We start from the raw sequence: 13,646 nt of genomic DNA, 5'->3' as shown, positions 1-13,646 counted from the left end.
CGCGTTTTTCGGGATTGCCTTCAAGAACCTTCCCGGAGGCACGGGCCTCCGGCGACGTCCCCCGTCGAAACCAGGGAAAGACACGACGCCCCTCGCTCCACCGCAGCCGGCGGAGAGAGGGGCGTCGTGTCGTGAGGTGAACTGTCCGTTAATCGGTGGCCGTGAAGTGTGCTCCGGCGAAGTTCTTCTTGCCCCGGCGCAGCACGATCCAACTGCCGTGGAGCAGATCAGATTCGGCGGGTTCCCACTCCTCGTCCACGATACGGACGTTGTTGGCGTAGGCACCGCCCTCCTTGATCGAGCGGCGGGCCGCTCCCTTGGACTCCGCGAGTCCGGTGGCGACCAGGAGATCGACGATCGTGCGCGGGGAATCCGGACCGATCTCGGCGACGGTCGTCTCGGAGACCGCTCCCTCGAGTGTGCGTTCGTCGAGATCGTCGAGCTCGGCACGCCCGAACAGTGCCTGCGCCGCGAGTTCCACCGCTTCGGTGGCCTCGGCACCGTGGACGAGGGTCGTCATCTCGCGGGCGAGACGCCTCTGCGCCTCACGCTTGTGCGGGCGTTCGGCCACCTCGACCCCGAGAGCGTCGAGCTCATCCCTATCGAGGAACGTGAACCAGCGCAGGAACTTGATGACATCCGCGTCGTTGGTGTTGAAGAAGTACTGGTACCAGCTGTAGGGGCTGGTCATCTCCGGATCGAGCCAGAGCTTGCCACCACCGGTCGACTTACCGAACTTGTTTCCCTCACTGTCGGTGACCAGCGGAACGGTCAACGCGTGGACGGTGACGCCGTTGACGCGTCGGTTGAGATCCACGCCCGAGACGATGTTGCCCCACTGGTCACCGCCGCCGATCTGGAGGACGCAGTCGTGTGTCCGGTTCAGTCGCACGTAGTCGTTCGCCTGGAGAAGCATGTAGGAGAACTCCGTGTAGGAGATACCGTCCGAATCGAGGCGACGCTTGACGGTGTCGCGGTTCAGCATGGTGTTCAGGGAGAAGTGCTTGCCGACGTCCCGGAGGAAGTCGATGACGCTGAGGTTGCTGGTCCACTCGGCGTTGTTGACCATGACCGCGGCGTTCTCGCCCTCGAAGTCGATGAAACGGGCGAGCTGTTTCTGGATCCGCTCGAGGTTGCCCGCGACAGCGTCCTCGGTGAGCATGGAACGTTCCCCGACGTCCCTGGGATCACCGATCATGCCCGTCGCACCACCGGCCAGGGCGACCGGACGGTGACCGGCCCGCTGGAAGCGGCGCAGGAGCAGGAGCGGGACCAGATGCCCGGCGTGCAGCGACGGACCGGTCGGATCGAAACCACAGTAGAGGGAGATCGGGGAATCGGTTTCCTCGCGGAGCTTGTCGAGGTCGGTCGACTGGTTGATCAGACCTCTCCAGCTCAGTTCGTCAATGATGTTCATCATCAGTTCCTCATTCGTTGAAAGACTGCTCGGTTGGGGGTTCACGGGTGGTTCAGTCGACGGGCGGCCAGGTTACCGCTTCGTCGATGAGAAGCACGGGGATGTCATCGTCGATGCGATAGGCGAGTCCGAGCCTCTCGTTGACCAGAAGCTGGTCTTCCTCGTGATACTTCAGCGGCCCCTTGTCCTTCGGGCAGGCGAGCACATCAAGCAACTGTGGATCGATACTCATGGCCACCGATCCTACCCGGTGGCCCCGCACCGCCCTCCCCCGGCCCGGTGCCCCGTAACCCCGACACATCCTGGGGCCCGCCGTCTGGGGGCGGTCGCCCCGCCATGCCGGGAAATCGTCCACGTCCAGTCCCGCCACCGCTCCCCCGCATCCAGGTTCCCGACCACGGGAGCGGTCCGGTGCACACCGTGCACGGCTAGACTTGGCGCCCATGTCACGCCTCGTATCCAGACTCGACCACTTCCCCGAGACCATCTTCGCCACGATGACCAATCTGGCCGTCGAGAGGGGGGCGGTGAACCTCGGTCAGGGCTTCCCCGACGAGGACGGGCCCCGGTCGATGCTCGATGAGGCCGCCCGTCAGATCCGGGAAGGCAACAACCAGTACCCTCCCGGACGCGGTTTCGCCGGGTTACGGGCGGCGATCGCCACGGATCGACAGAAGAATCTCGGGCACCACCTCGACCCGGAGAATGAGGTTCTGGTCACCGTCGGTGCCACGGAGGCGATCTCCGCGACGGTGCTCGCGCTGGTGGAGCCGGGCAGCGAAGTTGTGGTGATCGAGCCGTACTACGACGCCTATGCGGCGGCGGTCGCGCTCGCGGGTGCGACCCTCGTCCCGGTTCCGCTGCTTCCCGACGGGGACACCGACACCGGTTGGCGGTTGGACCACGCCGCGCTCCGCGCGGCCGTGGGGCCGGCTACCGCGATGATCATCATCAACACACCGCACAACCCGACCGGGCACGTGTTCGGTGCTGACGATCTGGAGGTCGTCGCGGATCTCGCACGACGGCACGACCTGCTGGTCCTGTCGGACGAGGTCTACGAGAAACTCCTCTACGACGGCCGTCATCACGCCCCCATCGCCCTGCTCCCGGGGATGCGGGAACGCACGGTGACCGTCTCCTCCGCCGCGAAATGCCTCAACGTCACCGGCTGGAAGACCGGCTGGGCGCTGTCCACGCCGGAGATCATCGACGCCGTGACCAAGGCGAAGCAGTTCCTGACGTTCGTCGGGGTCGGCCATGTCCAGCCCGCTGTCGCACACGCCCTGGACAATGAACAGGCCTGGATCGGAGGGCTCCGTGATGAGATGCAACGACGCCGTGATCTGCTCATGGACGGGCTCGACCGTGCGGGCTTCGACGTCAAGGCCTGCGCCGGTGGCTACTTCGTCATCGCCGACGCCACTCCGCTCGGCGTCACGGACGCCGCGGACTTCTGCACCGGGGACCTCATCGACCGGGGAGTCGTCGGGATTCCGGTGTCCGCGTTCGCCACGAGCCCGGACACCGGGCACCTCGATCCCCTGGTCCGTTTCGCCTTCTGCAAACGTGAGCACCTGATCCGGGACGCCGTCGCGCGTCTCATCTGAGCCTGCGGCGGAGACGCCCCGGTCGCTCGGCGGGACTGATCAGGCGCGAACTGGGGTCTGCGCCCAGGTGCGGAAGTCGGCCGACCGGTCGGCGACCCGTTCCCGCTGCTCGACGACGCGGACGCCCGCGGTACCGCCGCGCGTCGCGCGTGAGGCCACCGCGCCCTCGACGGTGAGCACCTCCCGGACCTCGGGGGTGAGACGCGGATCGACACCGGCGAGCTCGTCGTCGGTCAGCTCGTCCAGGCCGACACCGCGGGCCTCGGCGATCCGGACGCAGGCGCCGGACGCCTCGTGGGCCTCACGGAACGGAACGCCCTGGCGGACCATCCACTCGGCCAGATCGGTGGCGAGGGTGAACCCCGCGGGGGCCAGCTCCGCCATCCGCTCCGGGTGGAAGGTGAGGGTGGAGACGAGGCCCGTCATGGCGGGGAGCAGGAGGTTGAGCTGCGCGACGGAGTCGACGATGGGCTCCTTGTCCTCCTGCAGGTCGCGGTTGTAGGCGAGCGGCTGCGCCTTGAGTGTCGCCATCAGTCCGGTGAGGTTGCCGATGAGACGACCGGTCTTGCCCCGGGTCAGCTCGGCGACATCGGGGTTCTTCTTCTGCGGCATGATCGACGAACCGGTGGACCAGGCGTCATCGAGCGTGACGTAACCGTATTCCGGAGTGCACCAGTAGATGATCTCCTCGGCCAACCGGGACATGTCGACGGAGATCTGCGCGAGCACGAACGCCGTCTCGGCGGCGAAATCGCGGGAGGACGTGCCGTCGATGGAGTTGTCCGCCGCCGAGTCGAAGCCGAGCTCCTCGGCGATCGCCTCCGGGTTGAGGGTCAGGGAGGACCCGGCGAGGGCGCCGGAGCCGTAGGGGGAGACCGCGAGACGCTTGTCGAGATCCCGGATGCGGTCGACGTCGCGGAGAAGGGGCTGTGCGTGGGCGAGCAGCTGGTGCGCGAGGAGCACCGGCTGCGCGGCCTGGGAGTGGGTCTTGCCCGGCATGATGGCGTCGGGGTGCGCCTCGGCCTGTCCCACGAGGGCGTCGACGAGATCGGTGACACCGAGGGCGATGTCGCGGACGGCGTCCCGGACCCACATCCGGAAGAGTGTCGCGACCTGGTCGTTGCGTGAACGACCGGCACGGAGTCGCCCGCCGACACCGGGACCGACGATGTCGATGAGTCCCCGTTCCATGGCGCCGTGCACGTCCTCGTCGGTCGGCTCGGGACCGAACTCCCCCGAGGCGACCTTCTCCCCCAGCTCGTCGAGACCGGTGAGCATCGTCTCCAGGTCGGCGTCCGACAGGAGTCCCGCCGCATTCAGGACCTTCGCGTGGGCCTTGCTGGCCAGCACGTCATAGGGGGCGAGGACCCAGTCGAAGTGGGTGGACACGCTCAGGGCGAACATCGCCTCGGAGGGGCCTCCGGAGAAACGGCCGCCCCAGAGGGCACCCTCGTTTGTCTTGTGCTGTTCCACGGTTGTCATCGGCTCCTTCGGGAGATGTGCTGTTTCATTCAGGTTCGTCTTGTGGCACCGCGCGGTGCGGCACCGGTCACGGCGAAAACCCCTCCGCCGATGGCATCCGACCCGGTCGGGGCGGGGTCACCGGTGGAAGGGCTGCTGCATGACCGTGGATTCTACTTGCCGGCCTCACGGTCGCGGCGGCACGCGATCTTCGAGGACAGGCCGTGCAGCTCGACGAAGCCACGGGCGAGGGTCTGGTCGAAGGTGTCGCCCGTGTCGTAGGTGGCGAGGTTGAAGTCGTAGAGACTCGACTCGGAGCGGCGGCCGTTGACGGTCACGCGCCCGCCGTGCAGGACGACCCGGATGTCACCGGTGACGTTCTCCTGGGTGGATTCGATGAAGGCGTCGAGGGAGCGCTTCAGCGGAGCGAACCAGAGACCGTCGTAGACCTCCTCGGACCAGCGGGCGTCGATGAGGCGCTTGTAGCGGGCGAGCTCACGCTCGACGGTGACGTCCTCGAGTGCCTGGTGCGCCGTGATGAGGACCATCGCGCCGGGAGCCTCGTAGACCTCACGGGACTTGATGCCGACGAGCCGGTCCTCGACCATGTCGAGTCGACCGACGCCCTGGGCGCCGCCGCGCCGGTTCAGTTCCTCGATGGCCTCGAGAACGCTGACCTTCCTACCGTCGATGGCGACCGGGACACCGTTCTCGAAGGAGATGATGAGTTCGTCGGGGGCGTTGCCCATCGCCGGGTCCTCGGTGTAGGCGTAGAGGTCCTTCGTCGGCGGGTTCCAGAGATCCTCCAGGAACCCGGTCTCGACGGCGCGGCCCCAGACGTTCTGGTCGATGGAGAACGGGGACTTGGTGGACTGCTCGATCGGGAGGTTGATCTCCTCGGCGAAGGCGATGGCCTTGTCCCGGGTCCAGGCGAAGTCACGTGCGGGGGCGATGATCTTCAGGTCGGGGTTCGTGTCGGCGAAGCCGACCTCGAAACGGACCTGGTCGTTGCCTTTACCGGTGCAACCGTGGGCGACGTGTGTTCCACCGTGTTCCTCGGCGGCCTCGACGAGGTGCTTGACGATGAGCGGCCGGGAGATGGCGGACACCAGCGGATACTGCTTCATGTACATGCCGTTGGCCTTGATCGTCGGCAGGCAGTACTCCTCGGCGAACTCGTCCTTGGCGTCGACGACGACGGCCTCGACGGCGCCGCAGTCGAGGGCACGCTGACGCACGCTCTCCATGTCCTCGCCGCCCTGGCCGAGATCGAGGGCGACGGCAACGACCTCGCCACCGGTCATCTTGGCCAGGTAGGGAATGGCCACCGAGGTGTCGAGACCGCCGGAATAGGCGAGAACTACGCGATCAGTCATGTCTTCTCCTTGAGAGGTGCTTCATCGTTTGTTATGTGGGTTCCACCAGCGGCAATCACGGTGCCCCGGACAACTCACGCGTGCACCACACACTAACAGTGCAGGTGGTGCAGGTGCAGCCGGGCTCCGGTACGTGAGATCCGGGTGCCACTGTGCGACAACCGCAACTCTAGACGGTTTATTCATGAATATGCAAATTATGCAATGCTCGACGGTTCAGGTTCCCCATGCGGGCCCGGGGCCGGGACGCCCCGCGACGGTCCCGGCCGCCCGGGGACCCCCGTGCGGGTGACTACTGTCGTCCGGACCGGCCCCCGGCACATCGCCGAGGTCTCCGCGCCCCAGGCCCTTCCCCCTTTTCCCGGGATCGGGACCGGAACGACACGACCCCCACCGGTGACGGTGCGGCTACCGCCGCTCGAACATCTCACCGAGCTGTTTTCCCGTGAGAGGTTCGCGAGCGATGACGAAGATCGTGTCGTCACCCGCGATGCATCCCACGACCTCGTCCATCTGGACCCGGTCGATGAAGCTGGCCAGGTACTGCGCGGCCCCCGGCGGGGTCCGCAGCACGGCGGTGTTCCCGGAGGAGTCGACGCTGACGAGGAGATCGTCGAGCATCCGACGGAGCTTCTCCGCAGGCCCGCGCATCTGCTCGGTGAGCGGTGCCTCGGCGGGGCCGATGGTGTAGAACGCCCGTCCCCCGTCGGGCCGGACCTTCTTCGCACCGAGCTCATCGAGGTCACGTGACAGGGTGGCCTGCGTGATGTCGATGCCCTCGTCGAGCAGCAGCTCGGAGAGCTGGACCTGGGAGGAGACCCGGTACTTCTCCAGGATCTCCACGATCCGCCCCTGCCTCGCTGCGCGGGTCACCGGTGCGGGCCGACTCATCGTGCCGCACCACCGGGCTGGTTCTCCAGCAGCCAGGCCATGAGCGCCTTCTGGGCGTGCAGGCGGTTCTCCGCTTCATCGAACACGACGGACTGCGGTCCGTCGATGACCTCGGCGGTGACCTCGTTTCCCCGGTAGGCGGGCAGACAGTGGAGGAAGATCGCGTCGGCGGCCGCGCGGGCCATGACGGCGTCGTCGACCTGGTAGGGGCGGAACACCGCGGCGCGGTCGATGCCGTCGTTCTCCTGCCCCATGGACACCCAGGTGTCCGTGATGACGATGTCCGCGCCGTCCACACCGTCGAGGCTGTCGGTGACGGTGATCTCCGCACCGGTCTCCGCACCGACGGCGCGTGCGCGCTCGACGAAGCGTCGTTCGGGCTGGAAGCCCTCGGGCGCGACGATGGTCATGTTCACCCCGGCCGTCGCGAAGCCGATGAGGTAGGAGTTGGCCATGTTGTTGGCCCCGTCCCCTATGTACACGGCGCTCCTGCCGCGGATACCGGCCGGCCCCTGTTCGGGTGCGAGCTTCTCGATGCAGGTCTGGAGGTCGGCGAGGATCTGGCAGGGGTGCAGATCATCGGAGAGCCCGTTGATGATCGGGACCGTCGCGGTCTCCGCCATGGCGAGGAGGTTGTCGTGGGCGTAGGTGCGCCACACGATCATGGAGACGAACCTGGAGAGAACCGCTCCGGTGTCCTGGTAGGTCTCCCCCTTCCCCATCTGCGTCTTGTCGGCCACGGCGACGATGGCGTTCCCGCCGAGTGCGGCGATACCGGCGTCGAAGGAGAACCGGGTGCGGGTCGACGTCTTGTCGAAGAGGACGGCGACCGACTGCGGACCGGCCAGCGGCTTGCGTGAGTACGGGTCAGCCTTGAGCTCGGCGGCGAGGGTGAGGACCTCGGCCTGTTCCGCCGGGGTGAGGTCGTCGTCGGCGAGGAAGTGCCGGACGTTCGGTGTGGTGGTCATGTGTCTCCTACCCTTCGTTGTTCTGTTTGGTCGCCGCGGCCCGGTCCCGGACCTCGGCGAGAACGGCGCCGATGCGTTCGACGGCTGAGTCCAGCTGCTCCGTGGTGATGACGAGCGGCGGGGTGATGCGGATGACGGTGTCGGAGGGGGCGTTGAGGATCAGGCCGTGTTCGAGCCCGACGGTCACGGCCTTCTTCGCCACCGGTTCGTCGAGGACGAGCCCCAGCATGAGTCCGCGCCCCCGGACCTCGGTGACACCGTCGACGGCCTTCATGGCCGCCGTGAAGTGCTCACCCTTGGCCCGGACCCCGGAGATGAAGTCCTCGTCGATCGTGTCGAGGACCGCTGAGGCGGCGGCACAGGCGACGGGGTTGCCGCCGAAGGTCGTGCCGTGACTGCCGACACCGAACAGCGAGGCGGCCCTGCCGTGGGCGAGACAGGCGCCGATGGGCAGGCCGGCACCCAGCCCCTTGGCCATCGTCACCACGTCGGGGAGAATCCCCTCGTGGGCGTGGGCGAAGAAGTCCCCGGTCCGGCCGACGCCGGTCTGCACCTCGTCGACGATGAACAGGATGTCGTGTTCGTCGCAGAGCTCTCTCACGGCGGCGAGAAAACCGTCCGGGGCGGGGATCACGCCCGTCTCGCCCTGGATCGGTTCCAGGATGATCGCCGCGGTGTCCGTCGGGTTGATGTCCACGAGTTTCCGCAGATAGTCGATGTCACCGTAGGGGAAGAACTCCACTCCTCCGGGCAGGGGCTCGAACGCGGCCCGCTTGTCGGGCTGCCCGGTGAGCGCCAGTGACCCCATGGTCCTGCCGTGGAATCCGTGTTCGGCGGCCAGCACCCGGCGTTTCCCGGTGAGTCGCGCGAGTTTGAAGGCGGCCTCGTTCGCCTCGGCACCCGAGTTGCAGAAGAAAACGCGGGTCGACTCCGCGACGGCCGCGTCCCCGTGGGCGAACCGTTCCCCGAGTTTCTCGGCGACGTCGACGACGGGACGGGAGGCGAAGAGGTTGGAGACGTGGGCGAACCTGCGGATCTGGTCGTCGACGGCCTCGATCACGGCCGGGTGCGCATGTCCGAGGGAATTCACCGCGATACCGGCGAGGAGGTCGAGATACACCGTGCCGTCGGCGGCGGTGACCTCGGCCCCGTCACCGGAGACGAGGTCGAGTGCCGGGGCGTAGGTGTTCATCAGCGCACCCGACCACCGGGCGAGGGTGTCGTGGTCGTCTGTCCGGGTTTCGTTCATGGTTTCACCTTCTGGAACTGTGTCGGGGCCGGGTAGTCGTCACGGTCGTAGGTGTCCGGCAGCACCATCGTGCCGATGCCGCCTTCCGTGAGGAGTTCGAGGATCACGGAGTGCGCGACCCGCCCGTCGATGACGTGCGCGGCGTGCACCCCCTGGCGAACGGCGTTGAGGCAGGACTCCATCTTGGGGATCATGCCGGCGTCGAGGGACGGGAGGAGCGCCGAGAGATCCCCGACGGAGATCTTGCTGACCATCGACGAGGTGTCGGGCCAGTCGGTGTAGAGACCGGACACGTTCGTGAGGATGATGAGACGTTCGGCGCCGATGGCGCTGGCCAGCGCGCCCGCTGCGGTGTCCGCGTTGATGTTGTGTATCTGACCGTCCTCGTCCGGGGCGATCGTCGAGACGACGGGGATCCGCCCGGCGTCGATGATGTCCATGAGCGAGGAGGCGTCGACGTGCGTGATGTCGCCGACGAGACCGATGTCGGTGGGTTCACCGCCAACCTCGACGAGTCGTCGCTCCGCGGTGAACAGACCCGCGTCCTCCCCCGAGCAACCGACGGCGTACGGGCCGTGGCAGTTGATCAGTCCGACGAGATCACGGCCGACCTGTCCGAAGAGAACCATGCGGACGATCTCCATGACCTCGGGGGTGGTGACCCGGAATCCACCGCGGAACTCCCCCTCGATACCGAGCTTCTGGAGCATCGCGTTGATCTGCGGACCACCGCCGTGCACGACGACGGGTTTCGCGCCGACCGTCCGGAGGAAGACCATGTCGGCGGCGAAGGCCGCCCGGAGGTCCTCGTCGACCATGGCGTTCCCGCCGTACTTGACGACGACGATCTTGTCGCGGAAGTGCTTGAGCCAGGGCAGCGCCTCGGCGAGGACGTTCGCCCGCACCTCTGGCGTGATGTCCTTCATCATGTCGTTCATGTCTCGTCCCGGTTTCTGGGTCTCGTGGGGATTCTCGGTGGTCGTGGAGGGAGATCGCCCGCTAGGTGGAGTAGGCGGAGTTGATCTCGACGTAGGCGTGGGACAGGTCGGTCGTGCGCAGTGTGGCGGTGCCGGGACCACCGGTACCGAGATCGACGGTCACGTCGATGTCACGACCGGAGAGATCGACGTCGCGGGCACCGGGGGCACCACAGGAGTCAAGGCAGACGGGTTGACCGTTGAAGTGAACGGAGATGTGTTCGGGATCCATGTCGGCGTCCGCCATGCCGACGGCGGCGAGCACCCTCCCCCAGTTCGGGTCGGAACCGAACATGGCGCACTTGAACAGCGGATCACGGCAGAGTGTCCGTGCGGCGTTGGCCGCCTGCGCGTCGTCGGTGGTACCGGTGACGGTGACGGCCACGCGTTTGGTCACCCCCTCGGCGTCCGACTGGAGCTGCTTGGACAGGTCGGTGCACACCCTGAGCACCACCTCGTTCAGGTCGTCCTGGTCCGGGGTCGCACCGGAGGCGCCGGACGCGAGGAGGAGGACGGTGTCGTTGGTGGAGGTGGAGCCGTCGATGTCGAGACAGTCGAAGGTCACCGCGGTGGCGGCACGCAGTGCGGTGTCGGCCATCTCGCGGGTGATCACCGCGTCCGTGGTGAGGCAGACGAGCATCGTGGCCAGTGACGGTGCCATCATGCCGACGCCCTTCGCCATCCCACCCACCGTGTACCCGGCGCCGTGCGCGACGGACTGCTTCATGACGGTGTCGGTGGTCATGATCGCCTCGGCTGCGGCGGCACCGTTGTCACCGTCATTCACCGCGAGTCCCTCGACGAGTTTGTCGACACCGGGGAGAACGAGGTCCATCGGCAGTGGTTCACCGATGAGACCGGTGGAGCAGACGGCGACGTCGGTGGCCGTGACCCCGAGCAACTCCGCGACACGTTCGACGGTGTCCGTCGCATCCGATTCCCCACGGGAACCGTTGCAGGCGTTGGCGTTCCCGGAGTTGTAGACGACCGCCCGGAGTTGACCGTCGGCGACGCTCCGACGGCTGATCTTCACGGGAGCCGCGACGATCCGGTTCCGGGTGAACAGGGCGGTTGCGGTCTGTTCGGGTCCCTGATTGACCACGAGGGCCATGTCGGGGTTCCCCGACGCCTTGATTCCCGCGGTCGTGGCGGCGGCGGCGAAGCCTCTGGGGGCGGTGATTCCGGTGTCAGACATGGGGCACTTCCTTGGGGTGTGGTCTCGATGGTGTCTCTGGTCGGTGTCGGCGGATCAGGGGGCCACCCCGCATCGGGGAAGACCGGCGGTCTCGTCGAGACCGAGGGCGAGATTCATGCACTGGACCGCGGCCCCGGCGGTACCCTTCGTCAGGTTGTCGATGACGCTGGTGACGAGCAACCGCCCGGCGTCGGCGTCGATCTCGACCTGTATCTGACACATGTTCGACCCCAGGACGTTCTGGGTCTGCGGCTGGACACCGGCCGGAAGCAGCTGGACGAAGGGTTCCCCCGAGTAGGCCTCCCGGTAGAGTGCCCGGACCCCGTCCTCCGTGACGCCGCCGAGCAGTGGGGCGGACGCCGTGGTGAGGATACCGCGCGGCAGAGGCGCGAGCACCGGGGTGAAGGACACCGTGACCGGGGATTGACTGTGGAGACGCAGGTTCCGGGCGATCTCCGGGGTGTGCCGGTGCCTGCCTGCGGTGTTGTAGGCCTTGAGCGATCCCATCGTCTCACTGCCGAGGAGTCCCACACTGGCTTTCTTCCCCCCTCCGGAGACGCCGGTGACGGACACGATGGAGATGTCCGGGACGATGACCCCCGCAGCGACCGCCGGAAGCAGGGCCAGGGTGGCACCGGTGGGGAAACAACCGGGCACGGCGACACGTTTGGACCCCCGCAGCGTCTCCCTGTTACCGGGCATCTCCGGGATGCCGTAGGGCCAGGTGCCGGCGTGCTCCGATCCGTACCACCGTTCCCAGTCGGCGGCGTCGTCGAGACGGAAGTCGGCGGCACAGTCGATGACGACCGTGTCCGGTCCGAGCTGTTCCGCGATCGCGGCGGAGTGCCCGTGGGGCAGACCGAGGAACACCACGTCATGGCCGGCCAGTTCGTCGGCGGTCGTCGGTCCGATGACCCGGTCCGCGAGCTCGGGAAGGTGGGGCATGAGCTCGCCGACGGTACTTCCCGCCGTGGACGCACCGGTCAGTGCGCCGATGCTCAACTCACCGCTCCGGTATGCGGGATGTCCGAGGAGGATCCTCAGGATCTCCCCTCCGGCATATCCGCTGGCCCCTGCGACTGCAACTGTGACTGACATGGACGACAGCATATCATTTATGCGCGATTCTGCAAATTATGCATACGACGTGTCCCGCCCGCACTCCCGGGCCCCGGACCGGGACGCGCCGGGCCGAACGGTCCATGAATCGTGACGACTACCCGCCGGTTCCGGGAGACGCGGACACCGCGGCGCCACCGGCGGGGGCGGATTCCCGGCTGTCACCGTCCACCGACTCCGGTCGTGCCAGTGCCATGTCCCCCGGGCGGATCCAGCCCCTGCGACGCATCCCCTCCGAGACCGCGAGAACGAGGACCGCCGGTCCGACGATGTTGAGCCCGAGGATCATCAGTGCGAGCGGCAGCGCCTCATGATCCGGGGACATGACGCTCCAGGTCATGAGCTGCCCCACCAGACCTGAGGTGCCCATGCCGGAACCTGCCGGATTGTTCTCCATACCGAACACCGTCGTCGCGACCGGGCCGAGGATCGCGGAGGCGATGATGGACGGCAACCAGATGACCGGGCGGCGGATGATGTTCGGCATCTGCAGCATCGATGTGCCGAGCCCCTGGGAGATCAGACCGGCCCACCGGTTCTCCCGCCAGCCCGCCACGGCGAAGCCGACCATCTGGCAGCAGCAGCCGACCGTGGCGGCTCCCGCCGCGAGTCCCGACAATCCGAGGATGATTCCCAGCGCGGCGGAGGATATCGGCAGGGTCAGGCAGATTCCCATGATGACCGCCACGAGAATGCCCATGAGAAACGGCTGTTGCTGCGCCGACCAGTTGATGATCTCCCCCAGTCGTGTCATGAACCCGGAGATGGTCGGGCCGATCAGCAGCCCCACCGCAGATCCCGAACAGATCGTCACGAACGGTGTGACGAGAATGTCGACCGGTGTCTTCCCGGAGACGAACAGACCGCATTCCACCGCGATGAACGCCGCGATGAACGCACCGAGCGGCTCACCGGGACCGAGGAGCTGGAACGACAGGCCCTCGACGACGTCTCCCCCGAGGATCTTGCCCGCGTGGGCGCCGACCATCCCCGCGACGCCCGTCCCCGCGATCACGAACGTGGAGGCGGACAGTCGGTGGGCGACGCCGATCCCGATGCCGAAACCGGTCAGCACGGAGGCCACGGATCCGGTGACGACGAGGAACTCGCCGACGGTACCCGGTACGTAGCGCCCCAACTGGACCATGATGGTTCCGACGATGAGCGTGGCGAACAGGCCGAAGGCCATACCGGTGAGCGCGTCGATGAAGAAGAGTGACGCCCATTTGCGTAGTAGTCGATTCACAGATCGTGACTCTAGCGACTCCACCCCGGCATCAGTGGCATACGGACGGGACCGACCGGACGTCCACCCCTGTTCACCACCCCTGCACGTGGAACGGAGAAGCGGTCCGGAGTCCCCCTCGGGAACCCGGACCGCCG

The 13,646-nt window shown here is 67.0% G+C and carries 12 protein-coding genes; 1 reads left to right on the top strand and 11 read right to left on the bottom strand.

All coding sequences use genetic code 11. The features are described from left to right. Nucleotides 1–148 precede the first annotated feature (148 nt). Both tyrS and JIM94_RS08645 read right to left on the bottom strand, forming a co-directional pair. Nucleotides 149–1,423, bottom strand: a complete 1,275-nt coding sequence (tyrS, locus tag JIM94_RS08650; RefSeq protein WP_200252199.1) for a tyrosine--tRNA ligase — start codon at nt 1,421–1,423, stop codon at nt 149–151. Between the two features lie 46 nt (nt 1,424–1,469). Next, on the bottom strand, nt 1,470–1,649 hold the full coding sequence (locus JIM94_RS08645; protein ID WP_200252090.1) for a Trm112 family protein: 180 nt from the start codon (nt 1,647–1,649) through the stop codon (nt 1,470–1,472). Between the two features lie 211 nt (nt 1,650–1,860). On the opposite strand from JIM94_RS08645, the gene JIM94_RS08640 reads away from it, so the two are divergent. Further along, nucleotides 1,861–3,027, top strand: coding sequence for a pyridoxal phosphate-dependent aminotransferase (locus JIM94_RS08640; RefSeq protein WP_200252086.1), 1,167 nt, complete (start codon nt 1,861–1,863; stop codon nt 3,025–3,027). A 39-nt stretch (nt 3,028–3,066) separates the two neighbouring features. Here JIM94_RS08640 and argH read toward each other — a convergent pair whose 3' ends face one another. The 9 genes from argH to JIM94_RS08595 all read right to left on the bottom strand — a co-directional run bounded on the left by argH (nt 3,067) and on the right by JIM94_RS08595 (nt 13,509). Beyond that, complete coding sequence (gene argH, locus JIM94_RS08635; protein WP_200252070.1) at nt 3,067–4,500, bottom strand: argininosuccinate lyase; 1,434 nt, start codon at nt 4,498–4,500, stop codon at nt 3,067–3,069. Between the two features lie 161 nt (nt 4,501–4,661). Next, nucleotides 4,662–5,864 carry an argininosuccinate synthase gene (locus JIM94_RS08630; protein ID WP_200252068.1) on the bottom strand — a complete coding sequence of 401 codons (1,203 nt, stop codon included), beginning with the start codon at nt 5,862–5,864 and terminating at the stop codon, nt 4,662–4,664. A 408-nt stretch (nt 5,865–6,272) separates the two neighbouring features. After that, nucleotides 6,273–6,755: an arginine repressor gene (locus tag JIM94_RS08625; protein WP_200252066.1), complete on the bottom strand. Its 483-nt coding sequence runs from the start codon at nt 6,753–6,755 to the stop codon at nt 6,273–6,275. After that, nucleotides 6,752–7,723 (bottom strand): ornithine carbamoyltransferase, encoded by a 972-nt coding sequence (gene argF / locus JIM94_RS08620; protein ID WP_200252064.1) that lies wholly within the window; start codon nt 7,721–7,723, stop codon nt 6,752–6,754. The genes JIM94_RS08625 and argF overlap by 4 nt, the downstream gene beginning before the upstream one ends. Before the next feature lie 7 nt (nt 7,724–7,730). Then, nucleotides 7,731–8,972, bottom strand: a complete 1,242-nt coding sequence (locus tag JIM94_RS08615; RefSeq protein WP_200252062.1) for an acetylornithine transaminase — start codon at nt 8,970–8,972, stop codon at nt 7,731–7,733. After that, on the bottom strand, nt 8,969–9,910 hold the full coding sequence (gene argB / locus JIM94_RS08610) for an acetylglutamate kinase (protein ID WP_200252060.1): 942 nt from the start codon (nt 9,908–9,910) through the stop codon (nt 8,969–8,971). The genes JIM94_RS08615 and argB overlap by 4 nt, the downstream gene beginning before the upstream one ends. 61 nt (nt 9,911–9,971) lie before the next feature. Further along, nucleotides 9,972–11,144: a bifunctional glutamate N-acetyltransferase/amino-acid acetyltransferase ArgJ gene (gene argJ / locus JIM94_RS08605; protein WP_200252058.1), complete on the bottom strand. Its 1,173-nt coding sequence runs from the start codon at nt 11,142–11,144 to the stop codon at nt 9,972–9,974. Between the two features lie 54 nt (nt 11,145–11,198). After that, complete coding sequence (argC, locus tag JIM94_RS08600; RefSeq protein ID WP_200252056.1) at nt 11,199–12,242, bottom strand: N-acetyl-gamma-glutamyl-phosphate reductase; 1,044 nt, start codon at nt 12,240–12,242, stop codon at nt 11,199–11,201. Between the two features lie 118 nt (nt 12,243–12,360). Continuing rightward, the gene (locus tag JIM94_RS08595; protein WP_200252053.1) at nt 12,361–13,509 is read right to left on the bottom strand and encodes a PTS sugar transporter subunit IIC; all 1,149 of its coding nucleotides are present in this window, start codon (nt 13,507–13,509) and stop codon (nt 12,361–12,363) included. Nucleotides 13,510–13,646: the final 137 nt, after the last annotated feature.

The organism is Corynebacterium pygosceleis (assembly GCF_016595275.2).
Lineage (GTDB): Bacteria > Actinomycetota > Actinomycetes > Mycobacteriales > Mycobacteriaceae > Corynebacterium > Corynebacterium pygosceleis.
The sequence above is the reverse complement of the archived record's forward strand: the minus strand, read 5'-3'. Positions and strand labels throughout refer to the sequence as shown.